Origin of the sequence: Shewanella sp. Pdp11 (assembly GCF_002838165.1) — a bacterium.
Lineage (GTDB): Bacteria > Pseudomonadota > Gammaproteobacteria > Enterobacterales > Shewanellaceae > Shewanella > Shewanella hafniensis.
The window spans coordinates 2981928-3008751 of sequence record NZ_CP015194.1 but is presented as its reverse complement, the minus strand read 5'-3'; the positions used below and the strand labels follow the sequence as shown (position 1 = coordinate 3008751).

Sequence of the window (26824 nt, the reverse complement as noted above, 5' to 3'; positions counted from 1 at the left end):
TAAGGTTTTAGCTCGTAGGCACAGATAAATCACTTTACAGGATGTTTAAATGAAAAAAATTACTTTAGTTTTAGCTACACTAATTCTTGCTTCTGCATGTACGGATAACTCAGCTTCAAAGCCTGAGACAATCCAAACAGTTGATTTTTACCTCCACAATCAAGGCCTAATGACCGATAAAGTGAAATGGTGCAGAGATAGCGCAGATCGTGGAGTCACCGCAGATTGTTTAAATGCGATTTCAGCAGAAGCAAAAATTCACACAGCAAAATTATTAGGTATAGATCCTATCACGCGCAAACTTTTACCTAAGTAAACCATTTCATTGTTTCAGAGATTGACGCGCTAATGCCGATAACGACACATTATCTGCATCCCTAATCCCTTCCACTCAATACTGCGCACAATGTATATTATGTTAAATGAAATTGATATTCTTTACATTCCCCCGTTTGTTCGTGTGTTCGTGGCCACTCAGAATGAGATTTCGCGGCAGACTGAGATTTACCTTTATGATGAACATGAATCTAGGTCGCAAGCTAACCTACTGAAATTTTGCTGTTTGACTAGCTAGGATTAGCCAATGGATATTCAGATAAAAATTAAGGGACGATTTCTTATTCGATTAGATTGAAGTTTTCATCTAAAGTCTGATATCGAAGATGTCACTGAGCCATTGTATTTTCGCGTCTCTACGTGAATGCTTTTAGATTTTGTGTAACCATATGCGAAAGAAATCATGTAAAACGCGCAGTAACAGCTTTAAAGCAGATTTACTTATGCAGAAAGCCTTCAAGTTCGAAGATATGATATGACTCTATCGAAGCGGATGTTAAAGCGACCAAAACTCTGGCTAAGTGATACATTTGTCTTACCGGCTATAAATGCACTGATTGATACATGGAATCTTTAGAAATGAACTGAGCAACTGAGTTCCTGTGTATAAATGTGTTATCTGAGTCTCCAACAATGCCGATAAATGACGTTATCGGCATTAGCGTAAAACTGTATTTTTCTTGAATAATTGCTTATGCACATATTAACAAACTGTATTCATCTGATTGAATCATGATGGACAACAACAACTGTGTATGTCGAGGATACACCCTAACTTGTTGAGAATTGCGAAGCTAATAAATCTCAGCGCATGGCCCACTTTATACTCGTTCAACTCCGCAAATCTTGTTGTATCGAACCATCAGCTCAATACAACTTTGATGAGCTAGCTCTTGATCTTGGCACGCCTTCCCTCATTACGTGTGAAAATTGGACTAAGTGTTTATGCATAGTCCATATAAAATCAAGTCATGAATACGTGAGTGCTACATACCTTATCCGCCCTCGCCCATCAATCTCTGTAAAGGTTTGTTCTAGGTCTAAAAACACATTTTTAAAAGTTACCACTACAACCTAACCAACTCAAATAATGTAACTAATCACTATTCTGTTTTGGCATAGCAATTTGACCAAGTAAAAGAGCTCATGGATAACGCCACCCCCTCTTTAACAAGCAACACATCATGACGAACCTTGAATTCATAATTGGGACAGAACACTTGAATTTCCGTGCGTGGCATAGTCATGATTTCACCGTCTGCTTTTATAAGTGCTCCACTGCTCACAGTGAACTCCGGCACTAAGTGCCGGCACATCCTTAACCGCTAAGCCCTTTGCCCATTTAACATATCAAACATCACTTCTAGTACGCTTTGTCGAGTAGACGGATCACTTAGATACTTCACCATCATTTCTTGTTCGGCGCTTGAACTGGCCATAACCGCTTCATCACTAGCAACAGGGAAGTCACCTAGCATGGCTTGAGCTCTTGTGTTGTTCTTGATTTGCGCCATCACAGTCTCGTTCTCGCGAACCTTCTCGCTCCACTTACGGACGGTATTAATCAAATCGCCATCAGATAAGTTCTCATTGGCAAAAGCTTCATTTAGCTTCTCAAGCACGTATGACAAAAGCTCTTCTTTTTTATCTTTCGCTTTGGCTGAGCCTATATCCGTAATTGGAACTAACCCGTAGTCAGGCGCATCCTCTTTTAGTTGAATGTCTTGCTGGCGAATTTTAGATAAACGATAGTGACTCATTACCACGTTTTCCAAATCCAATTCATCCTCTTCTATGACTTTTTCACGCAATAGCGGGCGAAGGTGCCTCCCATACAAGCTAAGTTTTTCCAGCTCTTTGTCGTCATAATCCACCAACTGCGACATAAACTCATAAAAACGGGTAAAGCTGCCTAAATCCTTCTTGAAGAGCTCAAGGCGGTCTTTTTCTTGCTTACAGTCTTTAAAGCTATTTTCAGCATTGGCGATTAGAACCGCATCATCGGTTTTCTTGGTGCGTTCAAAGATCTCTTTGGCTTTGATGTAAGCCTCTACCGCAGACGTGTAACGCTTTTGCCAACGTTCTTTTGCTGGGTGGCAAATATTACTAATGGCAGCATTGGACTTTTTCTTAGTAAAGAAAGCCTCACAGAATTTCTCTACCTCAGACCATAAGAAAATACCGCTTGTGCGTAGCTTCTCAAACAAATCAAACACCATGTTCGGATCTGTCACATCGGTGAGTTCAGCGGTCTGATAATAAGGTTGAAAAGACTCTAGAATATCGTCCGGTGAATTATAAAAATCCAAAACAAAAGTGCCGGTTTCGGCTTTACTCGGGTAGATCCGATTAAGACGAGAAAGGGTTTGCACACATTCAACCCCGCCAAGCTTCTTATCCACGTACATGGCACATAACTTAGGCTGATCAAAGCCCGTTTGAAACTTATTAGCCACCAGCATGACTTGATAATCATCACTATCAAAGGCTTTGCGCATATCCCGACCTTTAAGGCCTGGATTCATGTTTCTTTCGGTAAACTTCTGATCCATAAATGCCAAGCTATCAGGATCACTAGCGTTAAACTCAACTTCACCCGAAAAGGCCACCAAAGCTCTTATTGCGCCATAGCCAGTCTTCTTATCTGCAAGCGCTTCTGCAATGTACTTATCAAAGGCAAGCTTGTAACGCACGGCCTCTTTACGCGAACTGGTTACCACCATCGCCTTCGCCTGACCGCCCAATAAGCCCATTACGTTATCTTTAAAATGCTCAATAATCACCTTTACCTTTTGGGAAATATTGTGATCATGCAAGCGTACCCATTGATTAAGTTTTACCTTAGCTTTTTTACTGTCGACTTCAGTATCAGCTGCCTCGACCTTCTGCGCTAATTGATACATCACCTTGTAATTGGTGTAATTTTTTAACACGTCAAGAATGAAGCCTTCTTCTATTGCTTGGCGCATTGAATACACATGGTAAGCCTCGGGCTTATTCTGCTTCGAGGGTGGAAGTTCAGGCTTAGGTAAACGTCCAAAAGTTTCTATCGTTTTAGATTTTGGTGTCGCGGTAAAGGCATAATAATTCAGGTTACCATTGCCACGTCGGGCGGCCACAACCGAATCAAGAATGTCTTCTGATGACAACTCAACGTCATCACCAACCTCTTCAGTCATCAAGACTTCTTTTAGCTTGCGGGAGGTATCTCCTGTTTGTGATGAGTGAGCTTCGTCAGCAATAACAGCATAACTACGCTCTTTCAGCGAAGTCGAGTTCTCGATGGCACGTAATACAAACGGGAAAGTCTGAATAGTCACAATAATAATAGGTTGCGAGGTTTCTAACGCTAAGGCCAACTTTTCTGACTTAGAGCCATCACCTTCTTTGTTGTTAATTCGCCCCACTACACCATCGGCATGTTCGAACTGATAAATGGTGTCTTGCAACTGATCATCAAGTACAGTGCGATCGGTGACCACAATAATCGAATGGAATTGCTTCTCGCCTTGTTCATTATATAGCGTTGATAGCTGATGGGCTGTCCATGCAATGGAATTTGACTTACCCGAGCCTGCACTGTGCTGTACTAAATACTTATTACCAGTGCCTTCGTCTATTGCAGCATTAATCAGTTTAGTCACCACATCCCACTGATGGTAACGCGGGAAGATAAGGGTTTCTTTTTTGTATTTTCGCCCTTCCCAGTCTTCTTTTTCTTCAATTTGTAAGTGAACAAAGCGGCCAATGATATTTAATAAGTTGTGTGGCGCTAACACCTCATTCCATAAATAATCGGTGGCATAGCGATTGTCATCTTCGGGCACATCGTTACCAGCACCGCCTTCTTTGGTGCCTTTGTTAAACGGCAAAAAGAAGGTGTCATCACCAGCCAACTTAGTCGCCATATAGACTTCATACTGGCTCACAGCAAAATGCACCAATGCGCCGCGTTTAAAGCTCAGCAACGGCTCACGCTTCTTTGTCACAGGATCTTTAGGTAAGCGAGTACGCTTGTACTGTTTAATAGCGTTCTCAACGGCTTGCTTAAACTCAGACTTCAGCTCTAATGTCGTAACTGGCAACCCATTCACAAACAAGACTAAATCAATTCGCCATGCTTTGGCTTTTTTACCTGTAGCCGCTAGATGCTCCGCGGTAGCATAAGAGCTATAAACCAACTCAGGCACTATACGGCAAATATTTTGCTGATAACGCGCCAGCGTTTCAGGGTTAAGGCGATGCTCGGGCTTAAACTGACATAACGAGAAACGGGCATTGCGAATGTTTAACCCATGACGCAGCACGCCTAGTGTTCCCCAGAGTCGAGACTCTTTATCAGTCGCGTTTTCATCAGCCTTGGTTAACTGGGTGACTAATGCCTTTAAAAAATGGCTTTCTGGCTCATTGGGATACACCTTGCACAGCTTTTGCCACTCTTTAGGTTGCGTCGCTTTCACAAACGCCAATACATCTTGCTCATAGAGCGCCGACTCACGATTGTAGCCTTCAGGCGAGCCTTGAATCCAACCATTGGCCACCATTTGCGTAATGATGTCATCTTGAAAAATACGCTCTTGGGTTGTATCTATCACTGTTATTATTCCCTATGTGTGACTTTATTAACCTGTGGCCCAGCGGCCCTACTAAACCTGCGGCTTGATTAAACCTGTGAGCTGATAGTGCCAAAGCGATTAAGGTTAATTATTGGACTTATCCTGCGGTTGCTTATTTTGTAGCTGCTTTAATGCATTCGCTAAATCAGCATCAACTTTTGATGGCTGGGCATCAATCACTCTGCGGTATTTATCGTATTCTTGTTTGGCTTTTTGGGTGGCTTGCGCCTGTGAAATATGGCCCGCATGGTTAAGTACGTCATAGTCACTTAGGCGTAAAAAGTCATCAAGCTTACTGGCCCAGTCGGCCATTTTCATTAGCTTACCATTACGCGCTTGCAGCTCGGCAAATTCTAAATAGGAGTTAACCAGTCGGTTTAAGGTATCGAGCTCTTTCTCATCTAAATAGTTTTTGCCCGTGACCACTTCTTTGCGGGTGGGCTCTGTGCCTACAAAGCTGGTTAAGCCTAAATGAGGTTTGTCGGCATCGATGCGTTTAAACACCAGTTCTGCCGCGGTATTGCCATGGGCCGCCCAGTGCATTTTATTTTGCACTTTGGCAAAAAAATCGACACTGGTTTGGGCTTTGCCATCGTAATCTATGCTGGTGGCGTAGATATCACACACCTTGCGCCAAAATATCTTCTCGGACGAGCGTATGTCGCGGATGCGGTTTAATAGCTCGTCGAAATACCGCATGTTATCGGGATTTTTCAGGCGCTCATCATCCATGACAAAGCCTTTGGTTAAATAGGCTTGTAATGTTTGTGTCGCCCATTGGCGAAACTGGGTGCCTTGTTTAGATCGCACGCGGTAACCGACGGCAATAATTAACGGCAAACTATAGTGTTTGGTATTGTAGTTTTTGCCGTCTTCAGCAGTTGTTCGGAATAACCGAACAGCTGCATTTTCATCCAGCTCCTGCTCATTAAAGATATTAGTAATGTGTTCGCTGATGGTCGCTTTTGACTTGCCGTACAGCTGGCACAAATCAGCCTGAGTCAACCATAGCGTCTCGGCTTCAACAAGGCATTCAACCTTGGTTTGACCTGCATCCGTTTCAAATAAAATAAACTGGCCAAGCGGCGGCGTAATCTCGTTAGTCATTAGGTTGCTCCCAATGACGGACGTCGATTTTACCTGTGACGGCGGCTGAAATAAGGGCGGTACGGCGTTCTTGTAGCAAGTTTACCTGTGACTCAGCTCGATTCATTAACAACGCAAATTTTTCAAGCTTTGTATCAATGTATAAAGCAATTTCTCCTTGTTCACTTACAGGAGGATAAGCAATGTTTAACTCTCGAATATCTTCCAAACTAAGTTGTATTTTGGTACCACCGTACCCTGACCCAATGAACTGTTCCTTAGCTGCATCAGAAAGTACAAAATAAGCAAGCCACCTTGAAGAAATAACTAACGAGTTTGGTCGGCACAAAGAAACATGTTGGCTTACAAAACCACCAGCTATCGTGTCATCAGCTACACAAACTGAACCTAAATCAGCAGTAATTGATATTAACAAGTCGCCAGACTTAATTTTAGAGCGTTCACCCTCTGCACCCATGGGAGGTTTTACGTTCTGAATTGATTCTAATTTAGGCTCAATTGTGTCTCTAGTTAAATTAGCAATCCTAAAGAATAACTGCCCATCATCCGAATAATACTCAGCCCAACCACGGGAGCCACTCGTAACGAATTCCATTAAGTGTTTATTTCTTTTAACATCCCAATGCGCTGGCACTTCACCTAGCCACTCGACACCTGAATCTTTCATTGGGGCTTTTGCGTTGAGGCCTTTAGTCACTGCATGGCTGATCACCGCTTGGCGCTTTTCTTTTAACAGCTTTATCAGTTGCTGCTGCTTGTCGATAAGCGTGTCGATTTTAGCCGTTTCGTGATCGAGGAAGTTGGCAATTTGAATTTGCTCTGCCATGGGTAATGATGGAATTGATATGCTAACCAGATCCGAAGCATTGATTGCTGGATAACTTACTCCAACGGAGCGTGCTACAACTTCTTTGATAAACCCACTGGCACGGAGGCAATATGCGGCATAACCCTTATATAGTTTTATGTTTGGGCGAATAACCGCAAAGCCAGTTGATACGACCATATTTGAAGGTGGATTATTGATTGGAGCAATTGCTTCAAGGTATGTTCTGACTGTAGATACAATAACGTCTCCATCTTGAACTAACCGCCTAGCTCTAGAAGGTGCTTTGTCATATGTCATTGTCTCTGTACGAGTAAGCCCTTCAGTTGCTGAAACACTGCCAATATCGACGTAACAAAGCTCAAAGTCTTTGTTTGTATTATCAGATAAAACATCATCATTAAAACTGCATAGATATTTTAATGGCTTGGCTCCCCAATGCCTTGGAACATCTTCCAACCACTCTACCCCAGAATCCTTATACTCAGGATACGCCTGATATTTGCCAGCCTTTAACTCACTCATGGCTGCCTTCTTGTTTTGCTCAAGGTTACTCATCTTCACCGCCCCAAAAAGTATGTTCTCGCCAATTATTTGGGAATCCCATAGGGGCCAACGGCACCGCTGGGTGCAATAAAATCAAAGCCTTGACTTTGTTATGCCATTGGCTGTCTGGGCTGATCTGCCGCATTAAGTGCGCCAACATCAATAGCACCATATAAATACGATGTTTAGGGCGCACTTGGCTTGGCACCAACGTCTCAGGCAACACCCATTCTTTCCCATTGGGGACTTTCGGCGATATAGACAGCTCACGGTTCCATAGACGGCTATGGTGAGCACAGCAGTTGCGCACAAAGTGTAGAGTGTGTAGCCAACTTTGAAACACGTCTTGAGGAGTGCTAAAACGTTTGGCGATGGCTTTACGATCCGCATCTTTTGCTAATCCTTTGTAGATATGAGAAATCGTACCAAAGGTTAACTCTTCTACCATGGCCCAGCTGGGCATTAAAGGAGGGGATTGGTAGGTATGCTGATAAAATCTAGGGTAACTTTCGCGGGTACGGTTATTAATATGGCGCTCTTTGGCTGTATCTGTGACGTTTTTATTGTTAATTTTCTGAATGTCTTTCATCAGCTGCTCATGATCGCGCGACTGGCAATATCCAACATCACTAAGCATTCTGTTATGGTCGTAATCACGGTGAAATAGTGCTTTATTTAAATACCAATGTGAGCCCGAGTTTTGTTCCTCTGTCTGATATTTAATGCCCATGTGATTGTTGAGCATCGCTCGCACCGCCACTTCTACCCGCTCTATTGCATCCATCATTAACAAACGCAGTTCACGGTCAAAGGCATAGAGATCAACAATGGATTTGAACTCTACATTGTTCTTAAACTTGTGCTCGACGTCATTGGGTATTTGAAAAGGACGCATGTAGATACTGAGTCGAAAAAAGCTAATCACTTCCAAATAGCTTTTTGCTCGTTCAGGATAACGAATGGTAAGGCCTCTCGCTTGTAACAGCGCAATTTGACCGTCTAAATCAAGGGCAGGTTTAGTGAATGGGCTCATAGCGCCTCCAAATTGAAGGCATAAAAAAGCCCACACAATTTGAGCATACTAGGTAGAGGCTTGGTGGGCATGTTGCCGATATTATTGACCACCCAACGACGATTCGTCAAGTAAAAGAATACCGCTAAGGCACGAGAATAAGAGATAGTGAGCAAGGTCAACATTACGAATGCACCTCTTGCAGCAACTTCATAATTTCGCTACTCACGGCATCTAAATCGGCATCGATGGCTTCTAGCTCACGCGGTGGCTGGTAGACGTAGAAATGGCGGTTAAAGGGAATTTCGTAACCGACAATGCCAATCTCACCGTCTTTATCATCGCGCTTGTCGGCGTTGATCCATGCATCTGCCACATGGGGCGCAACTTCTTGGGTGAAGTAGGTTTCAATTAGCGCTGAAGTTCCAACACTTGGATCAAGTGGCACATTCTCGTTATCACGTAAGTCACCGTCTTGCTGGTATTCAACTACATGACCCACAAAACCTTTAACTGTGCCTTGATACTCAAACGCCCCGTAAAGTGGCTGAGCATCGTCCTTAACCACCATTTTGACAACGGGTGCAGCATCTTGGTTTTTCCACGTAATGGCATCAATAAACTGCTTTTTCTGTTTGGTGTCGAACTTAATGCCTGTAGTTTTAAGTGCACCTTTAAGGGTAAGCTCAAACTGATTGAAATCGTCAGACGGCTTAGCCTTACCTCCCAAAGTATCACCCACGGCTTGCTGAAGCTGCTTGGCGTCGTTCATCAATGATTGTTGCCACTGCCAAAGCTTGGGCTCTAACACATCTTTAATCTGTTTTTCTTTAAGCTCGGGAAAGTCAGCCTTGATCATGGCGCGGGCTTCAACTTCAACCTCAGCAAATTGGCCGTAGCTGTTTATATCAGAAGGGTTTAAACCAACGTCTTGTGTCCAAGCACCACCAAATTGTTCATAAAGTGCAACCATCGCGGCATTTAGCGGCTTTGGTGCGAAACGCAGTGACTCAATAGCGGCATCGGTAATTTGTGCTGACAAGCGCAGCGGACGCTCAATCGTCAAACGGCGATAACCAAATTCGTAAGTGTTAAAAATTTTACTGGCAAAGGTTTTAGTCGTTTCAGCTTTTGGATTGGCAGCCTGACGGCCACGGTTACTTTTTACCTCAGCAGGCTTATCAAGCCCCATGTCGGTAAGTGATGTCGCATCAATCACCTCAAAATTACCGAACGCACGGGTAATGATTTTAATATCGTCTTCACTCATTAGGTTACGTTTTGAGCCAAGCGATTTTCGCATTTTTCCGCATAGGTTTGAGCCATCGATTAGCTGTACCTTGTGTTTACGCTCAGTGTCTTTCTTATTCGACAATACCCAAATATAGGTTGCGATGCCTGTGTTATAAAACATATCTGTGGGTAGTGCTATGATGGCTTCAAGCAAGTCAGCCTCAAGAATATAACGTCGAATTTCACTTTCGCCGCTACCTGCACTGCCCGTAAACAAGGGAGAGCCGTTTAAGATGATGCCAATACGGCCACCAGCATTAACGCTGCCATCCGTACTATGTGTATCACGCATCTTGCTAATCAGGTGCATCAAGAACAGCAGAGAGCCATCGGACACCCGAGGTAAGCCCGCACCAAAACGACCATCAAAGCCTTTTACCTCATTCTCAGTTTTAATCTCGCTTTCAATTTTCTTCCAATCGACACCAAACGGCGGGTTAGATAGCATGTAATCGAACTTGTCGGCAGGCAATTGATCATTGGATAGGGTGTTACCCAACTTGATACGGCTGACATCTTGCCCTTTGATCAACATGTCAGCTTTACAGATGGCGTAGGATTCTGGATTGAGCTCTTGACCAAAGGCGCGCATAACGGCTTTAGGGTTTAACTCATGTACATATTCCATACCTGAAGATAAGAAGCCACCCGTGCCCGCTGTTGGATCGTAAATAGTGCGGATAATACCGTCTTTGGTTAGGGCGTTATCATCTTCCATAAACACTAAAGAAGTTGTTAAACGAACAATGTCACGGGGGGTAAAGTGCTCACCCGCTGTTTCATTAGAGCTTTCAGCAAAGCGACGGATCAATTCTTCAAACACTAAGCCCATTTCATGGTTTGAAACGGCTTTTGGGCTAAGATTCGTTGTGGCAAACATCTTTACCACTTTAAAAAGCAAGTTGGCATCGTTTAGCAGGCCTACAAATTCATCAAACTTGAAATGCTCGAAAATTTCACGGGCATCTGCTGAGAAGCATTGCACGTAACGCTCAAGATTCGCCTTGATATCTTTTTGCCCCATCTTGCCAAGATCCATCGGCGAGGTATTAAAGAATGCCAAGCCATTCGTGGCTCGCAGAATCATCTTTTCTTGAGCATCTTCAGGCAGGGGCATGGCTTTGACTTTTTCAGCCTCAACAATCACCGCCTCTTTGCTTTCTTCCAGCACACACTCAAGGCGACGAAGTAGAGTGAATGGCAAAATCACACGACCATACTGAGATTGCTTGAAGTCACCGCGAAGCAAGTCAGCAACAGACCAGATGAAGGCAGCGGTTTGGGAAAAGTTGGTACTAGTCATTTGATCACTCATAAAAAGCCGCTAACGCGTATCGACTTGTATTGATTGGTATTGGTTAGGATTCTACGGTGTTGCTGCTGGTGGAGCAATGATGGGATACAAGTTCTTTGATTTACCTTAATTTTATTTTTGATAGACCTTTAAAAATAGCTCCTTTATCTGACATCTTCCTAAGAAAGGAGATGTATTTAATTCTTTCCTGATGAAGTTTTTGATACTCATCTTTCTCACTGCCAAAAAGAAGAAATGGATCGATAAAAACAGGAGGGTCGTTTATGAGTGGCGAAGCTCGAAAACCCCAGGGATACAGCAAGCGCTGAGTAATGAGTATCTCAAAAAAACAGGTTTATGTTCACTGAGAGATGGATGGATTGCAGTTCATTATCCTAACCAGAACGTTTAGGTTAGGTGTTCTAAATGAACCGCCCAGTGCGGAGCTGCATGCAGCTGGAGGCTAGATACCTCCGGCTAACCGATTAAGCGGACAGTCCTAATTTTAGATCTGACTTTATATTTTTAAACCAGATTGCAAAACATATTTTCTCTAGTCGTTCTAAGTGATCGAAGTATTCATAATTAGGGCTATCAAATAGTGGCCATAGAACTAACCAATAACCAAAAACAACACCCACACCCAAGACGCAATCATTTTCACCTAATTCTGCCCATGCAAAAGGCATTTCATTGTTTTTATTAGATAGGTATATAGAAAAATTTGGCCCAAGGTAATACAAATATGGAGGCAAAACATCACTGAGCATTTCATTATTAAATATGTATTCCCTTACCCTTTTATCGATTAACTTTCCACGTTCAGAGTTAATAAATCTATTTGAAAGCATCATATTTTCTCTAGCCATGCTATGGAGAGCTCTCCATGCAATAGATAGCGACAATTTACTTAAAGTTTCAGTCTCTGCATTTGGGTACCTGTACTTCCTTACCGCGATGGACTCAGAATTAATGTGATCAATTGAAGTGTTTTTTATGGGCAAAATATCCCAAGACTTTGGATCATCTACGTCATGGCGCAAAAGCAGTGAAACAGCTTTTTCTTCAACCAAATGGCCTAACTTATGATCACAGCTTTGGCACATTAACCTTGGCTTTGGTAAATCTTGTAAAGGTAAATCTCTACGGTTTACCCACTTAAATCTATATTTTTTATTGCCATTACTAGTTAACTCACCTGTTAAACGCTTTCTAACAAAATTTGGAATTATATGGCTATGTGCCATTTCTAGCTCAGTAAACATTTTTTGGCATGAAATACATTCTATTTTCATACAATCTCACATAATTAGAGTCTATCATTGGCGCCTAACTTCTAATTGTGGGGCAGCGTAGCTGTCCTATACTAATTATTTTTTAGGTGCGTCGGTTAGTATCTTATTCAAGTATTAAAATACAGCGTTTATTCTGTTTTTTTAGCTCATCAACTTCATTCGCACAGTGCTGTAATTGGATCGAGTCACTCAAAGAACTTATAGTCATTTCTATGGGGTTGAAACGTTTTAAGACGCACCTAGCTCATAGTCAGATCTTTACTGCCAAAACCGAAAATAGCAAATAGAGTAACAGCTAGCATTTGTACTCCACTGTATCACCAGAAATCTTAACGAGTTCTTCTTTAACCAGTTGGTTGAAATAATTTTGTATCGCTACATCGTTGCCCTTAACCCCCATATGCGCCGCAATATGGTTACGAAGACTTGTTACCTTTTTAGGTCGCTTTTCTTTAGGCTTTGACGTTAATGAGCTAATCAATTTACTTTTTGTACTTGGTGCGGTGGCAACTTTGACCTGTTTGCAAATTCTGCCATTCGTTTTGATATGTGAAATTAGCGGTGAAAAACCTTGGTCATTACTGATGATTTCAAATGATACGTTTGAAGAAGCTTCGCTATCAAACTTACCGAGGTAGTATGATAGATGGAAGTCTAAGTTATTGGATTGGGTTGCCTTAAGTTGAACTAAAACAAGCTCGATAGGAGAATCGTATTTAGTGTCGCCAAGGTCTATTTTTGGCTGTTTCGCACCAAGGAATAGAACCACTTTGCTGTAAATAGCGAGGTCTACTTTACTAAGACATCCAATGTTCTCATAGTCTATAAATGCCCACTTCAATGTGCGTTCTCCTTAGTATTCGTAAAATTAACGCTGTGCTTGTTTAAGCCAATAGCGCTAATAAGCAAAATCGGATTGATATGTAAAACTAGCATCCGATTGTTGTTCAGTATCCGATGTTTTGTGCGGTTCTGCTAGATACCGACATTTCAACAGCTTCATTACTTCACTTTATTATTAATAAATTCTATGGAGTTGAAAAATTGACCTGACATAAGTGTAATACCATCAGGTACATTCTGTAGATCAGAACGATACGAAACCTCAAGCTGGATCACGACGCTTTTGTTGCCAGGATGCCTACAGATATAGCCCATAGTGCTGAAATATTGAAATGGTTGGCTGCTCTTACTGTTGCTTGCGTGATCTTCTGCAATGGTGTCGTACTTAATACAGGCGCTTCCGTTTAAGGTTGCTCGGTTGTTTTTCACACCTAGGTCGACGAATCTCGTTTTATCATCGTTTCTCTCACGCTCTGTAATCACATAATCAAAGAATGAGCCATCTTCTTCATGCCCGTCGACACCAAACACCCATGCATTTGCAATCAGACTATCTGTTTTAGACGTCATTTCTTTGCCAAAGAAAATGCCCATTTGGTCATGTTGCATTAAGTACCAGTTAGGCTCATTGGGTGAACTTATTGTTGCCCCAAGAATCTCATAGGTCTGCCCAATACCGGCTTGAGGAAAGTTTGGTTTGGATGCGCATGCACTCAAACCAATGGCGAACAGTATCACGAGATATTTCATTGCAGCTCCTTTGCCCCTAACCTAACCAACAGTGCTTGAATGCCAAGCTGCAGTCGCGCAAAGAAAAACGCATCAATGCAGCGACGCCAAACAGATTTAGCATGCCTATACCGAAACTGAGCATTAACGATCGAAGTAAAAATATATTTACGCATGACCTCTTTCATTAAGCTGATGTTATTAAATGTTAACGGCTAAAAAATGGCAAGCTAATTACCTTCAAAATGGGTCTCGAATAACACTGTGAAAAATTGATGATAGACTGTCTTGCACTGAAGAGAGAGTCATTTATGTAAGTTAATTTTAATGATGTCTACTGGCAGAATCGTATTGAACATCTAAACTGAAATTGGGTTGTTGCAATGTTCGTGATATGCAGTCCGGTTTATAGCGTAAATCAGCTGCTTAAACGCACTTGCGCCTTTAATATTTAAGGAGCAACCCATGACAGAAAAACTAGCTCAACAAGCTGAAATAACAGCAGAACTGTTCTCTCTTGAAGGCATCCCTACCGCATATGGTTGTCGAATAGATGATATTGAACAGATGAAATTGCATTGTAAGTCAATCCAACCATTCAAAGCTTGGTGCGTCGTTTCAGAGTGGATCATTTGGATTATTGATGTCCCACAAGGCACCCCTGGCACTCACCCTATTAAAGAGCTGGTACTGGCGAATCACATAATTGAAGATGGCCAAGGCCGTTTCCCCAGTGGTGGATGGGTCAGAACCACAATGGTTATCCATACTCACCATAACTGCATCTTTGAAACGAACAATACCTTCTACATTTTAGTGGGAAGCGGTAACAGTAAGCACCTGTCCCTCAACGAGTTTGGTCAGAAAATTAAATTATTCAGTCAAATCTACTGATACGCTCAAAATGGGCTCTTGAATAAGGGCCTACCTACCTTGCTAGTAAAGTCGATGTTGATATAGAGTAAACCACAGCAATCGCAACCACCGCGGCTCAATGGGGCAGGAAACGCCAAGCGTTGACAGTCCCTATTGAAGCGTTAGTTAAATTGCAATTGCTCGCAACTTTGCTTGAGCAAATACTGTTATTGAATTCTCAGTTGCTCGCTCTACTTCAAAATAACCACCGGACATTGAAAGTTGACGCACATTCAATGAGTCTGAACCAAATTTTTTAAACCAATACGGTGCAAGAGAGCATTGTGCTGACAGGGTGAGATCGTGAATGTATTTTAACCGTTTTGAACCCAATTTGACGAACGGTATCGATTATGATCTTATGCTCTCTTTTTCTTATAGAGAACATCAGAGCATGTACCTTGAAGCCTTCACGTCTCATTTCAACTCGATTGCTGACAGCCGACAATCTGCCAAAGTGACTTACCCATTGCATGATGTATTGTTCGTTACTCTGTGTGGTGTGATTGCTGGTGCCGAAGGCTGGTCAGAAATCCATGACTATGCTGCCGGACATCATAACTGGTTTAAAGAAAAGGGAATTCTGACCGAAGGTGTCCCAGTCGATGATACCATTGCACGTATTATCTCTCGTATCGAGCCGGAACAGTTCCGACTGTGCTTCGCCAATTGGATGCGAGCCGTCCATGAGATGAGTGATGGTCATCTTATTGCTATCGATGGTAAAACGCTTCGTGCCTCATACAATCGTGAAGATCGGCGCTCAACCATTCATATGGTCAATGCGTTTGCCTGTGCCAATAAAGTGGTGCTGGGGCAAGTAAAAACGGCAAATAAATCCAATGAGATAACCGCAATCCCAGCGCTGCTGCAGTTGTTAGATATAGAAGGAGCACTTGTATCAATCGACGCCATGGGTTGCCAGACAGAGATTGCAAGACAGATAGTCGAGCAAGGAGGTGACTACTTACTTGCTGTAAAGGCAAATCAAAGTTCCTTGCATGAGGCCGTGGTCAGTGCTTTCAGTGAAGCGCGCAGTAATCCTCTTGATGGACTCGTTATTGAAAAAAATAGAGGCCGTATCGAGGCAAGAGCCTACTATGTAATACCTGCAAACCAGCTCCAAGATTATTTTCCTAAGTGGATGAAATTGAACACATTAGGTATGTGTTTGAGTTATCGGTATACGAAAGGGAAAGAGGCAGAACTGACCTACCGTTACTATATCAGTTCAGCCACACTCGATGAGCAGCAGTTAGCCAATTCAGTTCGTGGCCATTGGGGGATTGAGAACAGCTTACACTGGGTGCTAGATGTCTCAATGAAAGAAGATAGTTGCCAGATTTACCAACATCATGGGGCAGAAAATTGGGCCATGCTTAGGCAAATATCACTGAATATGCTTAGGGCTGAACCTTCTAAAGGAAGCATTCCAGCGAAACAGAAAAGAGCTTGGATGAAACCTGAATATTTAGAATCGGTTCTATTTAGCAGGGTTGCAGCTGGACGAATTTTAAACACTCATGCGGTTGCCCTGATTGTGCTGAGCCTGTTGCCAAATCTTCAGATATGCCAATTTTTGGAGCAAAGTATCTTAGAACATAACCATTATTACTATTTGCAGCCGTTACAATTAAAGCATGATATTCATTGATTTCTCTCAAGCGCTTATAATCTGGCTGGAAATTCATTACCGTCTCTACCGAGGGTAAAACTAAGACTAAATCTCGAGTAGAAAAAACATCAATGGCATCAATCGCCAAATCAGATATTTCTGCTGGAACAGCACAAGGCTTACCTTCCCAGCTAGGCAATACGAGTGAATATAGGCCATTTCTTTTAGAAATCACTACCTCACCGTGTTTACTGTTGAAAACTACTTTTTCCAATTGGTACTTAGAAAGGATCGCTGCACCAGCTCCCAAACTACCGTGACCACAAAGGTTAATTTCACCATCCAATGCAAACCAGCGAATGTGAAATTGTCCGTCGACGTTTGTAATGAACGAAGTCACTGGCAGTCCAACATCATGAGTAATTTGATGCAACTCAGTATCAGACAGCCAGTTATTTAGCTCTAACACTCCACAAGGATTGCCAAAAGCCGATTCGCCGCTAAACACATCATAAATCTCTATGTTGATAATCCACCATCCTTGACTGCAATTTAACGCTTTGCACACGTGCAGTCGGCGCGAAGCGGCGCCAGTCAAAGCCCCAACGGGGCGATGTGCTACAACTTGTTATACGGCAGGTTTACCATGAAATGCAACATATAAACTTTGTAGCTTTGTTGGCACTAAAGGCCAGCCCATTTCTTTAGTTTTCTGGCTAGCCTGCCAAAACAAATGTTCTACATAATACACATCAATAAACTCAAACTCTTTTGGATGCGCATTGGGTAATTTTTCATTTATGTAATCTAGATAGCTTTGAGCTAACGCAATATTGCCAGAAGAAAATGCCTGAGTAGTAGCATTTGCAAACTCCTCCATTTTTGAAGTAGCCATAAAGACATCGTGCGAATCCATTTTGCGTTTCACTTCTGGGAATAAAAAGCATATCTCATTCAAGAAATTATCGATAATTTGCTCTTCTGCCTCGTTAATCTTTAAGTCCTATAACGCCCAAATTTAGCGCGGAAAACCGAGTAGCGAGTTAACGTCGCAGCCGGCGCTTTTTGCTGGCGATCAAATTTGCTTGTTAGCTGCTTTTGCTTTGTCTTGGAATGGCTTTTTGAAGGCCATCCGTTAATAACACTGCAAAAGCACTGTGATGAGTCAACCCTAGCAATACTTTGGATTGAATGTTTAACCCTTGATAATCTTGTGATTTTAACTGATTCTCAATTGCCAGCATTTGCTCCACCATACTACCTTCTTCACTGCCTATGTACATGAACACCCTTGCTTTCATGTCCTTATTGCTTTTTGCATAGTCACTTTCCAGTCGAAATATCACTTTGTTGTCGTACCAGAACGATGGACTACCTAAGATGTAATAATCAAATAACTCTGGTTTGGTAATCAGGATGTTAGCACCAAGCAATCCGCCATATGAATGACCAACAAATATTTTTTTATCCTGTCTGATTCGGTATGTTTGACTAATCAGGGGTAAAACCTCGTTTGAAATGAAACTAATGTACTGACTGGCTTTACCTGAATACTTCTGAACTTCGAGCGAATGCCCTCGTTTTTCATTTGGAGCAAATGTTGGCGTGTAGTCTCTGGTGCGACTAAGCAAAGGGTTATGTCCTTTGGAATATGAAATCCCTACAATAATGACATCCTCAATATCTCGGCCTGCCATCAGGTGTACAATGCCACTCGCCACTGCAACTGAATAACCAGTGTCATTTAACAATACCAACGGGTATTTTTTGTTGTTTTCTGAATAATCGTTAGGCAAGCGGATATATAGTTCATATTCCAATCCGCTTTCTTCAGATTTTATTTGTAGGGTATGCGTATTTTTAATTTTAAATTCAGTGCTTTCCTTGGCACTTAGCGGCACAGAGAAAAAAACAACAATAGCAAAAGCCAACTTAATAAACTTAAAAAACATCATTTTCCTTAAATATATGAAGGTTAAACGCAGCTAACGTCCAAATTCAGCGCGGAAAGCCGCGCAGCGGGTTGCCGGCAATAATATTTGATTATTATGTGATAACTACGCACACCACTCGCCTACTGCATCAGGCGAAACAAAACCATACATCATAATGTTGTCTGGTGTTTCTCCGAACCCTAACGCAAACTCATTTGTAGACTCTAGTGTAAGCAGCCAGCGGTTACCCATTTTTGCGATTGCTAGCACATTTGATTTCTATGTTTGTCATAATCGTACCCAATAAGCGAAGCGAATGTTGTTTATTGTTTTGTTAGCCGCGTTTCCCAATTATGCGCTTTGCCCTTTCTAAGACATGATCAAACGTCATAATTGTTAGGTTATGGTAACTACTATTGAGTACGCGAAATGCCTGTTGTTGCTCTTTATTCCAATCATTTGAGCGCCCGTAAATTAAAGTGCACCTTGGCTTGATGGTTTTAACGTAGCCTACCCTTTCCATGAACTTGACGCTGTTAGCTTCCAGTTCAACTTCATGAATGTAACTCTGGGATTGAGTGATAGCTTTAATTAGGTCAGAGTGCGGATAATAGTTATTGTGGTCAAGTCCCGTAGACCAAAATTTAAGGCTTCCCTCAGGGCGTTTTATTTCGACAATATCCAGAAAACCATCATAGCTTTCCATCAGAAAGTCTGAAATATTGTGGGTATCTATAGCCCTCTCATCTAGAACTTTGACAAAGTCACTACCAAGAACCCAACTATTTTTTTCAAACCAGTTTTGCCATACGTTTTCAGTAAAGTCCGACTCTAAAAGGTATTGGAATTCATCTAGCGTTCGGACTTTTCGAGCATGTGAGAGATGGATGGATCGCGGTTCACTATCCGAACCAGAAAACAGGTTAGGCGTTCTAAATGAACCGCCCTGTGCGGAGCCGCATGCAGGGTGGTGTGGGGGCTGGAGGCTAAATACCTCCGGCTACCCAATTAGTTTTGGATATTTGCATACCTTTGGGAAGCAGGTGCATTAACTAAACTGAGCCTATATTCCATATATTTTTTAACGGCTTTTGAATCACAATATTCAACAAGATCTTCCCAAAACAATACGCCAACATCATCTTTGAAGTCCTTAATAAAACAGGCGTAACTACTACTCTCGTGCTTTTTCATTTTTATGGCTGACTTCCATTTAGTGGAACTTACTAAAAGGCAAAAGTGTATTGTATATTTATAATACCTTTCTCTAATAGCGTTAATTCTTTTAAGATTACTCTTAATATCTTTCTCTATAGACCAATTAGTTAGGTATTTCGCTTCAATTGCGATCATTGTCTTTGATACTGGGTCATGAAGTAAAATATCCGCAAATTCCCCTCTGTCAGCGTCGATATCGAGTAAATATGTATGATTATCAAAACTGATTGAAGGAGACTGCAAGGATACTGTTTTATTTAATTTTTTTGATAGGTAGCTATTTATCCACACTACACGCTCGTCGTATCCATCAATAAATTCATTAAAAAAATAACCAGCAAAGAACTTTGTATAGAGGTTCCGCTCTTTTTCTGATTCTAAAACACATGGCCCTGAATTAAAAATCATACGCAATCCTAATTGTAAGAAACTAACGCTTTGCTAATTGGCTGCCGCAGCGTAACGTAGGCAGTCCAGTGGAGGCCACGCTGTTTGTGGCCGGAATGAAATTAAGCAACTTGTTGAACGAAGCCGCTTTGCGGCAGGAACAAGATAAAGCCATCCTTTTCCCTCTCATCCTAAATACTTGCTAGACGCGCCCTGCTTCGGTCGCACACCTAGGAGTATCATCATGGACATTCACGAACAACAACGCTTTGATTTACTTTATGAACAACATCTTACCAACTTAACCTTGCAAGGCAAGCGGCCTGCAACCATTGATGCTTACAGCCGAGCCATACGCCGTATTGCGGCATATTTTGACTGCTGCCCCGATACCCTGACGACCGATGATTTGAAGCACTATTTTGCCGATTTGATTGCCTCACACTCTTGGAGCACAGTCAAACTCGACCGCAACGGCTTGCAGTTTTTCTACTTTCATGTCCTCAACAAATCTTGGCAGTGGCTTAATATTGTTAAACCGCCACAGGTGCAACACTTGCCCGATATCCTGACGCCCTGCGAGGTCGCGATTGTTATCAGCCTCACACGCCAGCTGCGTTATCAAGTCTGTTTCTTAACCCTGTACAGCATGGGATTGCGCCTTGGTGAAGCGATTTCATTGCAGGTTGGGGATATTGATGCAGGACTCATGCAGGTGCATATCCGTGATGCTAAAGGTGGTAAGGATAGACTGGTACCTTTACCTCAACGCACCTTGTTAGCCTTACGCTATTATTGGCGCACCCACCGTCATCCTCGTTGGCTATTTCCGGGTAAAGATAATCAACCTGATTCACTCATGGACAGAGGCGGGCTCCAAAAAGCCATGAAGCAAGTCATTTTAGAGTGCAACATTCATAAAGCCATCAGTCCGCACAGTCTACGCCACAGTTATGCCACCCATTTACTGGAGCAAGGACTCGATTTGCGCTCGGTGCAAACACTGCTCGGCCATCACAGCCTGAATACCACCGCCCGTTACACGCGGCTCACTGATATCACCCGTAAAAATACCTGTGAGGCGATTAACCAACTAACCAACGGCTTAGCCTTGAGGTGGGAGTGTGGGTTATGAGCCAGTTTATCGATATTTTACGCCAACATCTGGCGGATTTTCGGCGGCGCTATGCCCATCAAATCACCCCAGAAATACATGCTGCTATCCATGCCATGCTCAGCTGTCGTTGCAACACGGCGAGGGTTAGCTGCTGGGGTTGTCAAACCTGCGAGCAACAGCTTGAGTTTCCGCTCTCTTGCGGTCATCGCAGTTGCCCACAGTGTCAACATGGCACAACATGTGACTGGCTGAGTAAACAACAAGCCAAGTTATTGCCGGTGAATTATTTTATGGTGACCTTTACCTTGCCGTTTGAATTAAGAGCCATAGCGAAGTCGCAACCCGAGCCGTTCTATCACGCCATGTTTACCGTGGCAGCGAGTGTACTCAAAGACTTTGCCGCACGCTCCCCTAAATTGGGTGGTGACATCGGCTTCACTGGCGTACTGCATACTCACAGTCGGCGCAGAGACTACCATCCACATCTGCACTTCATTATCCCCGCAGGGAGCTACCACTCAGGCAAGCGGCAATGGCGTAAGTGTAAAACCCATTACTTATTTAACGCCTTTAATCTTGCCAAGGTGTGGCGAGCACGTTTACTGGCTTATCTGAGTGACACGCTTCAGCTTAAACTGCCACATCAATCCCAGTCGAAATGGGTGGTCGATTGTCAGTTTGTCGGTAAAGGTGCTCCTGCACTGCAATATCTGTCGCGCTACCTTTATCGGGGCGTTTTACCCGACAGCAGTATTTGTCGTCATGTCGATAATCAGGTGAGTTTTACCTATCAAGACAGTCAGACTCGCTGCCAACAAGTACGCAGCTTGCCCGCGGTCGAATTTTTGTGGTTGATATTACAACATGTGTTACCTAAAGGATTACGGCGAGTACGAGACTATGGCTTACTGCAAGGCAATGCCAAAAAGCTACGGCAACAAATCCAACTGATATTGGCTGTCGCAGGTGCAGTGTTCCCCATGTTATCTGAGGTCAAACGTACCTTAGCCGTGCGCTATTGCCCTTGTTGCCATCAAGCTATGCATTTTATGGGCGTTCATGTGCGTCATCGACCGACAAGCGCTAATATCACCGCCTAAGGCGACATAAGGATAACGGGTTAACCAAACAGAATGAGGACTCGATAACGGCTTGATGAACAAGTGATAAAAATATTAGCTCGTTCGCTAAGGGCGGGTCATGTCTGCATAAAAGTCTCTTTGAAAATAAGACCTTCGCCAGTACAAATTCTCAATCTGCTATTTGCATAATAAAGTGTCAACAACCAGCATCGGGCTTGTTCAACACTTGGGATAAGGTCGCGGCTACGCGCGGCCTATCCTTATTTGTTAGGAGTTTTTCTGTCCTCCATGAATTAGCTCTTTATTGACCTCATTGATGAACGCCTCAACCACCTTTAGCGAAAGCCCACTTTTATGGAAGTGGATTTTTGCCTGTTTTTCCTTATAACTGACTAGCTCTGCTTCGATTATTAATTCGTTATCGAGTGTGCATTCCAAGCTAAGTGTATCGAAGTCGTTAGCGCTTGTAACAACAAGGGTATATTTTCTTCCTTCAATTTCCATGTTACTCAAGACTCCTAACGCAAAGCACTCGGGTGACGACCGCGCAGCGGTTGGCATCCCAGCCGCCGCAGGCTGCGAGTGATGCGCCTTGTTATGAGATTATTTTTTGAATCCATTGCAGTGCATCCTTGCGAGTTTTCTCAGAAACACGAGGTGAATCAGACGAAATGATAATGTTCAGGGCGGCTTCCGCACGACCTGCATTTATAATACTTCGAGCGTGGCCAGTACGAGAGATACAAGAGCCCTCAGTATAATCTGTCTCTGCTCGTAGCTTTTCGACTATATCCTCGCGCGATAATGTGTTCGACGAAAACTCACCAAAAAATCTCACGAAACAAGCCTGACCAACCGATTGAAGAGTTCTTGAAAGTTGTTCATCATTCATGGGTTAACTCCTAACCAAAAACTCATAACGCACGCCTAACAGCGAGCAACTTGTTGCGAGTCCAGCGGCCGCAGACCGCGATGTTTGAGGCGCTTGTTAGTTTTCAATTGCCGCGACCTCTATACCAAAAGGTGATATTTGCCCAAAAACTCGTATTTTCGAACCTAACTCAAGATTGCCGTAAACAGACTCTGATAAACAAATATGTTGTTTGATAAAAAAAGTGACTTCTTTTACAACAACTCTCGGAGCACATCGGCCTTGAAAGATTACACTTTCCATTTCTACGACAGTTAGCTCTGTGGTGCCGTCACTTGCATAAAAAGGATGCAAAAATTTCGGCAGGCCGCCGAATATAGCTGTCGCTAACCAGCCAGCAAATACGACCGGCAGAACTACCAAATATGTGCCTTTCCAGTTTCTTCGAACTTCAGAAAAATGACTTTTGTTCAAAAAATACATACAACCAAATGAAAACAACCCGAACACTAATAAAAACACATACAAACTGAAGATCCATGTACCTGATGAGTTATCAACGGTAACTCTGACATCTGAAAAAATAGATAAATAACCTCCAGCGAAAAGGAAAATAATGATCGCTAAAGCCACTATTCGGTTAGCAATGTTAATTGCACTAAGTATCATTTGGTTAACCTAAAAACTAACGTTAAGCACAACGGCAGTTTGTAAGCTGTGCGTTGTGGAATACTTTTGCGCAGCAAAACCACATAAGCGCGACTTACAAACTGTCCAGCCGCGCAGCGGCGTGTTGCTACGCCTTGTGTACGCCCAGCATGGGCATGAACTAATGAGGTGAAAGTCCTCTATAGGAAGATCACCGTTCAATAACATGCTGTTATTAAACGTTAACTACTAGCGAATGGCAAGGGCTTATCCGCGAGGATTGGTTTGAAGGAAGCCGCTAGCAAATTTGCGAGCTGATGAACAAGAACATCATATGAGGCGTAGGCTAGAGGTGAGTTGGCAGGGCCTCCCCCACGAAGTAAGGGGACAAGACGACGAAACCACGTGATCTAATGGCCACCGTAAATGATGCAGCAGTGCAAAGAAAGTTCATGCTCCCCCTTCTGTTAATAAAGAGTGGGGAGATCTGCTTAACACGCGATCGGTCATTAACCAGTCAGGCTCTGGTTTATAAGTGCCTTGGCTTTTCAGTGTCATCGACAGAAAAGAGCGAACCAGATGAAAACCGATAGCGCATGACGGGGCAACTCGGCATGTGATTAAGCAGAAGTCAGCAGACGGCATAGTAGCCCAACGCCCATCGTAATGGATGGGATAGCATACCCCGCGTCAGCGTAGTGGGTACATGGTGAAGGCCTGAACATTTAGAAGAAGGAGGAGTCTTGTCAAACTTGTTGATACCCACTACGTCGCCAGACGATTACTATCGGCAGCGTATTGATATGCAACCGGCCTTCAACAGCGATTTATTTCAACAACTGCTCCAGCCTGAGAATTTACATCGAGCATGGCGCCAAGTGAAAGCCAATAAAGGGGCGGCTGGTATCGATGGTATGACCATCGAAGCTTTCCCGCTTTGGGTGCAACAAGGCGGCTGGCAACAGTGCAAATCTCAACTGGAGCGAGGTGAATATTACCCCTCGGCAGTCAGGCGTGTGGAGATCGACAAACCCGATGGCGGTAAACGCAAATTGGGGATCCCCAACGTCATTGACCGTGTGATACAGCAAGCGATTGCTCAAATTCTCACGCCGTTGTTTGACCCCTTCTTCTCGACTAATAGCTTCGGCTTTAGGCCGAACAGAAATGCCAAACAAGCGGTACTGCAAGTCAGGGATATCATCAAACAGAAACGAAAATTTGCCGTCGATGTTGATCTGTCTAAGTTCTTTGATCGAGTAAACCATGATCTTTTGATGACTCAATTGAGGAGCAAGGTGCAGGATAAGCGCCTGCTGGCGCTTATTGGTAAATACCTGCGTGCTGGCGTGATGGTCAACGACCAATTTGAAGCAAGCTTTGAAGGTGTGCCTCAAGGCGGCCCACTCTCACCATTACTATCAAACATCATGTTGGATAGTCTGGATAAAGAGCTGGAAAGTCGAGGGCACAAATTCGCTCGCTACGCAGACGATTTTATCATCTTGGTAAAATCTCAACGAGCGGGTGAACGGGTACTCAAGAGTATTACTCAATACCTTGCCACTAAGCTAAAACTGGCCGTTAATGAGCAGAAAAGCCAAGTGGTTAAGGTCGATCAAAGCAAGTTCCTTGGTTTTACCTTTAACCGCGGAAAGATCCAATGGCATGCAAACACTCTGCACATTTTCAAGCAAAAGATAAGGCGACTGACGAACCGAAATTGGGGCGTGAGTATGAGTTATCAATTGTTTAAAGTGCGGCAATACATGCAAGGCTGGATCAACTACTTTGGCATAGCCAATGCCTACCAAGGATGTGTCGCTGATTATTTAGAAAGAGTGACCATTAGATCCGTCGTCGAGTACGTATGTGCTACTGGCGTCAGTGGCGAAAACCACGGACTAAGGTACAAAACTTACTCAAACGTGGCGTCAGGATCCAAGCTGCCGTTGCTTGTGGGATCACAAGTAAAGGCCCATGGCGGAGCTCGAAAACACCAGGAATACAGCAAGCGCTGAGTAATGAGTATCTTAAGAAAGCAGGATTGTATTCACTGAGAGATGGATGGATCGCGGTTCACTATCCGAACCAGAAAACAGGTTAGGCGTTCTAAATGAACCCCCCTGTGCGGAGCCGCATGCAGGGTGGTGTGGGGGCTGGAGGCTAGATACCTCCGGCTACCCGATTATATGCGCATACTCACGTCACTTAATTGTTGGCAAAATTAACGCATCTAGATCTTTAATCACGTCAGCATGAAGTGCTAATGCAAGGTTCAATGAAGCATTCATAACTGGCACATGCTTTAATGCAGAAGGTATTTCTATGACTTTTAAATCCCCCTCTACGCTTGACTCGATAACGCCCCAAACAACACCTATAAGGTTTACTTTGGTTCCTGGTGTATATGCGCCACTAGCTTGTCTGAACATTGGTGCTTCATACGAGAAAACAGGTGATCCGCTTGAGCCTTGAAAAGCTGCTACATCAATAAGAAAATCTTGTTTGTTTTGATAATTCGCGAAAGGATGAGTAGCTGTATTTCCAATGCGAGAGATAGGCATATTATTGTGATGATCCCAAATGCCTCGGGGATAACCAACTACCAAAACTTGCTCTATATCTCTAACATGCTTTTTATCTTCGTCTTTAACCATCCAGCTTGAATCAAGGATCATACTTCGAAGTTTTTTACCTGAGTTTAGCAATTGAGCCATAATGATGGTTACATCAATAGCACAAAGGTCTATATCGGGGTTTGGATGGTTATATACAAATGGTGCAATTGGAAGTTGTTCTGTTTTATCAACTCTTCCAACAGGTTGGTGATGTTCGTCTAAGTCTTCAAGAGAGTCCGCATAAGAATGAACAAATCTAATGTAGTCTGCACCATTCACAACGTGCTTATTTGTTAAAATAAGTATTTTCGCATTCGATGTTTTTGGGTCTTGCACTTTATAGTAAAACCCAGTTCCTACGGAAGAAGGTTCTTGACCATTTTTACCCGCCATTACTCTAACAGTTGAGCGAACAAGTGCATTTTCGATCGACATTTCATTCCTTAATATTATTAGTTGCCTGACTAACAAGCTGAATCTTCAGCGCATATAACGCTTCAAACACCGGCGCAGCCAGCT

22 protein-coding genes and 2 pseudogenes are annotated in these 26824 nt (G+C 43.1%); 6 read left to right on the top strand and 18 right to left on the bottom strand.

Translation table 11 applies throughout. The features are described 5' to 3' along the window. Window positions 1–49 precede the first annotated feature (49 nt). Window positions 50–316 carry an EexN family lipoprotein gene (locus AYJ58_RS13325; protein WP_106650492.1) on the top strand — a complete coding sequence of 89 codons (267 nt, stop codon included), beginning with the start codon at window positions 50–52 and terminating at the stop codon, window positions 314–316. A 1123-nt stretch (window positions 317–1439) separates the two neighbouring features. On the opposite strand, the gene AYJ58_RS13320 is transcribed toward AYJ58_RS13325, so the two are convergent. From AYJ58_RS13320 to AYJ58_RS13275, 9 genes are all read right to left on the bottom strand, one after another. Beyond that, window positions 1440–1622, bottom strand: coding sequence for a hypothetical protein (locus AYJ58_RS13320; RefSeq protein ID WP_157825776.1), 183 nt, complete (start codon window positions 1620–1622; stop codon window positions 1440–1442). A 39-nt stretch (window positions 1623–1661) separates the two neighbouring features. Next, the gene (locus AYJ58_RS13315) at window positions 1662–4931 is read right to left on the bottom strand and encodes a type I restriction endonuclease subunit R (RefSeq protein WP_106650490.1); all 3270 of its coding nucleotides are present in this window, start codon (window positions 4929–4931) and stop codon (window positions 1662–1664) included. A 105-nt stretch (window positions 4932–5036) separates the two neighbouring features. Further along, window positions 5037–6059 (bottom strand): virulence RhuM family protein, encoded by a 1023-nt coding sequence (locus AYJ58_RS13310; RefSeq protein WP_106650489.1) that lies wholly within the window; start codon window positions 6057–6059, stop codon window positions 5037–5039. After that, window positions 6052–7443 (bottom strand): restriction endonuclease subunit S, encoded by a 1392-nt coding sequence (locus AYJ58_RS13305; RefSeq protein WP_198555455.1) that lies wholly within the window; start codon window positions 7441–7443, stop codon window positions 6052–6054. The genes AYJ58_RS13310 and AYJ58_RS13305 overlap by 8 nt, the downstream gene beginning before the upstream one ends. Continuing rightward, complete coding sequence (locus AYJ58_RS13300; protein ID WP_106650488.1) at window positions 7436–8464, bottom strand: Abi family protein; 1029 nt, start codon at window positions 8462–8464, stop codon at window positions 7436–7438. The genes AYJ58_RS13305 and AYJ58_RS13300 overlap by 8 nt, the downstream gene beginning before the upstream one ends. A 163-nt stretch (window positions 8465–8627) precedes the next feature. Beyond that, complete coding sequence (locus AYJ58_RS13295; RefSeq protein ID WP_106651821.1) at window positions 8628–11039, bottom strand: type I restriction-modification system subunit M; 2412 nt, start codon at window positions 11037–11039, stop codon at window positions 8628–8630. Window positions 11040–11515: 476 nt separating this feature from the next. Further along, a complete protein-coding gene (locus tag AYJ58_RS13285) occupies window positions 11516–12325 on the bottom strand; it encodes a hypothetical protein (RefSeq protein WP_106650487.1) in 810 nt (269 codons plus the stop codon). 295 nt (window positions 12326–12620) lie between these two features. Next, on the bottom strand, window positions 12621–13166 hold the full coding sequence (locus tag AYJ58_RS13280; protein ID WP_106650486.1) for a PIN domain-containing protein: 546 nt from the start codon (window positions 13164–13166) through the stop codon (window positions 12621–12623). Between the two features lie 161 nt (window positions 13167–13327). Beyond that, complete coding sequence (locus tag AYJ58_RS13275) at window positions 13328–13918, bottom strand: hypothetical protein (RefSeq protein WP_106650485.1); 591 nt, start codon at window positions 13916–13918, stop codon at window positions 13328–13330. 444 nt (window positions 13919–14362) lie between these two features. On the opposite strand from AYJ58_RS13275, the gene AYJ58_RS13270 reads away from it, so the two are divergent. Together AYJ58_RS13270 and AYJ58_RS13260 are read left to right on the top strand one after the other, a co-directional pair. Next, window positions 14363–14791 (top strand): DUF6957 family protein, encoded by a 429-nt coding sequence (locus AYJ58_RS13270; RefSeq protein ID WP_106650484.1) that lies wholly within the window; start codon window positions 14363–14365, stop codon window positions 14789–14791. Window positions 14792–15206: 415 nt separating this feature from the next. After that, window positions 15207–16329: pseudogene (locus AYJ58_RS13260) on the top strand (ISAs1-like element ISSod22 family transposase). On the opposite strand, the gene AYJ58_RS13255 reads toward AYJ58_RS13260, so the two are convergent. The 5 genes from AYJ58_RS13255 to AYJ58_RS13235 form a co-directional block, all read right to left on the bottom strand. Further along, complete coding sequence (locus AYJ58_RS13255) at window positions 16300–16896, bottom strand: PhzF family phenazine biosynthesis protein (RefSeq protein WP_232790887.1); 597 nt, start codon at window positions 16894–16896, stop codon at window positions 16300–16302. The pseudogene AYJ58_RS13260 and the gene AYJ58_RS13255 overlap by 30 nt on opposite strands. A 159-nt stretch (window positions 16897–17055) precedes the next feature. Then, entirely contained in the window at window positions 17056–17322 is a 267-nt protein-coding gene (locus tag AYJ58_RS13250) for a DUF7674 family protein (RefSeq protein ID WP_232790810.1), read from the bottom strand. Between the two features lie 193 nt (window positions 17323–17515). Continuing rightward, complete coding sequence (locus tag AYJ58_RS13245; RefSeq protein ID WP_232790809.1) at window positions 17516–18382, bottom strand: alpha/beta hydrolase; 867 nt, start codon at window positions 18380–18382, stop codon at window positions 17516–17518. Window positions 18383–18695: 313 nt separating this feature from the next. Next, the gene (locus AYJ58_RS13240; protein WP_232790886.1) at window positions 18696–19250 is read right to left on the bottom strand and encodes a Shedu immune nuclease family protein; all 555 of its coding nucleotides are present in this window, start codon (window positions 19248–19250) and stop codon (window positions 18696–18698) included. A 119-nt stretch (window positions 19251–19369) separates the two neighbouring features. Next, the gene (locus AYJ58_RS13235; RefSeq protein ID WP_106650480.1) at window positions 19370–19987 is read right to left on the bottom strand and encodes a hypothetical protein; all 618 of its coding nucleotides are present in this window, start codon (window positions 19985–19987) and stop codon (window positions 19370–19372) included. A gap of 223 nt (window positions 19988–20210) precedes the next feature. Between AYJ58_RS13235 and AYJ58_RS13230 the strand changes: the two genes are divergently transcribed. Together AYJ58_RS13230 and AYJ58_RS13225 are read left to right on the top strand one after the other, a co-directional pair. Then, window positions 20211–21101 carry a tyrosine-type recombinase/integrase gene (locus AYJ58_RS13230; RefSeq protein ID WP_106649402.1) on the top strand — a complete coding sequence of 297 codons (891 nt, stop codon included), beginning with the start codon at window positions 20211–20213 and terminating at the stop codon, window positions 21099–21101. Continuing rightward, on the top strand, window positions 21098–22183 hold the full coding sequence (locus AYJ58_RS13225) for an IS91 family transposase (RefSeq protein ID WP_106649401.1): 1086 nt from the start codon (window positions 21098–21100) through the stop codon (window positions 22181–22183). Before AYJ58_RS13230 ends, AYJ58_RS13225 begins: the two co-directional genes overlap by 4 nt. Before the next feature lie 249 nt (window positions 22184–22432). Here the strand turns inward: AYJ58_RS13225 and AYJ58_RS13220 are convergent, their stop codons facing one another. From AYJ58_RS13220 to AYJ58_RS13210, 3 genes are all read right to left on the bottom strand, one after another. After that, window positions 22433–22669: a hypothetical protein gene (locus AYJ58_RS13220; protein ID WP_106650479.1), complete on the bottom strand. Its 237-nt coding sequence runs from the start codon at window positions 22667–22669 to the stop codon at window positions 22433–22435. Between the two features lie 91 nt (window positions 22670–22760). Continuing rightward, entirely contained in the window at window positions 22761–23057 is a 297-nt protein-coding gene (locus tag AYJ58_RS13215) for a hypothetical protein (protein WP_106650478.1), read from the bottom strand. A 96-nt stretch (window positions 23058–23153) separates the two neighbouring features. Next, window positions 23154–23705, bottom strand: coding sequence for a hypothetical protein (locus AYJ58_RS13210; protein WP_106650477.1), 552 nt, complete (start codon window positions 23703–23705; stop codon window positions 23154–23156). A gap of 722 nt (window positions 23706–24427) precedes the next feature. Between AYJ58_RS13210 and ltrA the strand changes: the two are divergent. After that, window positions 24428–25791, top strand: a pseudogene (ltrA, locus tag AYJ58_RS13205) (group II intron reverse transcriptase/maturase). A gap of 100 nt (window positions 25792–25891) precedes the next feature. On the opposite strand, the gene AYJ58_RS13200 reads toward ltrA, so the two are convergent. Then, the gene (locus AYJ58_RS13200) at window positions 25892–26740 is read right to left on the bottom strand and encodes a S1 family peptidase (RefSeq protein ID WP_106650476.1); all 849 of its coding nucleotides are present in this window, start codon (window positions 26738–26740) and stop codon (window positions 25892–25894) included. Window positions 26741–26824: the final 84 nt, after the last annotated feature.

Bases quoted from the DNA above. Each gene is read 5' to 3' on its own strand.
- AYJ58_RS13325 (WP_106650492.1), top strand. From the start codon at position 50: ATGAAAAAAATTACTTTAGTTTTAGCTACACTAATTCTTGCTTCTGCA.
- AYJ58_RS13310 (WP_106650489.1), bottom strand. From the start codon at position 6,059: ATGACTAACGAGATTACGCCGCCGCTTGGCCAGTTTATTTTATTTGAA.
- AYJ58_RS13305 (WP_198555455.1), bottom strand. From the start codon at position 7,443: ATGAGTAACCTTGAGCAAAACAAGAAGGCAGCCATGAGTGAGTTAAAG.
- AYJ58_RS13300 (WP_106650488.1), bottom strand. From the start codon at position 8,464: ATGAGCCCATTCACTAAACCTGCCCTTGATTTAGACGGTCAAATTGCG.
- AYJ58_RS13295 (WP_106651821.1), bottom strand. From the start codon at position 11,039: ATGACTAGTACCAACTTTTCCCAAACCGCTGCCTTCATCTGGTCTGTT.
- AYJ58_RS13285 (WP_106650487.1), bottom strand. From the start codon at position 12,325: ATGAAAATAGAATGTATTTCATGCCAAAAAATGTTTACTGAGCTAGAA.
- AYJ58_RS13275 (WP_106650485.1), bottom strand. From the start codon at position 13,918: ATGAAATATCTCGTGATACTGTTCGCCATTGGTTTGAGTGCATGCGCA.
- AYJ58_RS13270 (WP_106650484.1), top strand. From the start codon at position 14,363: ATGACAGAAAAACTAGCTCAACAAGCTGAAATAACAGCAGAACTGTTC.
- AYJ58_RS13250 (WP_232790810.1), bottom strand. From the start codon at position 17,322: ATGGCTACTTCAAAAATGGAGGAGTTTGCAAATGCTACTACTCAGGCA.
- AYJ58_RS13245 (WP_232790809.1), bottom strand. From the start codon at position 18,382: ATGATGTTTTTTAAGTTTATTAAGTTGGCTTTTGCTATTGTTGTTTTT.
- AYJ58_RS13235 (WP_106650480.1), bottom strand. From the start codon at position 19,987: ATGATTTTTAATTCAGGGCCATGTGTTTTAGAATCAGAAAAAGAGCGG.
- AYJ58_RS13230 (WP_106649402.1), top strand. From the start codon at position 20,211: ATGGACATTCACGAACAACAACGCTTTGATTTACTTTATGAACAACAT.
- AYJ58_RS13225 (WP_106649401.1), top strand. From the start codon at position 21,098: ATGAGCCAGTTTATCGATATTTTACGCCAACATCTGGCGGATTTTCGG.
- AYJ58_RS13220 (WP_106650479.1), bottom strand. From the start codon at position 22,669: ATGGAAATTGAAGGAAGAAAATATACCCTTGTTGTTACAAGCGCTAAC.
- AYJ58_RS13215 (WP_106650478.1), bottom strand. From the start codon at position 23,057: ATGAATGATGAACAACTTTCAAGAACTCTTCAATCGGTTGGTCAGGCT.
- AYJ58_RS13210 (WP_106650477.1), bottom strand. From the start codon at position 23,705: ATGATACTTAGTGCAATTAACATTGCTAACCGAATAGTGGCTTTAGCG.
- AYJ58_RS13200 (WP_106650476.1), bottom strand. From the start codon at position 26,740: ATGTCGATCGAAAATGCACTTGTTCGCTCAACTGTTAGAGTAATGGCG.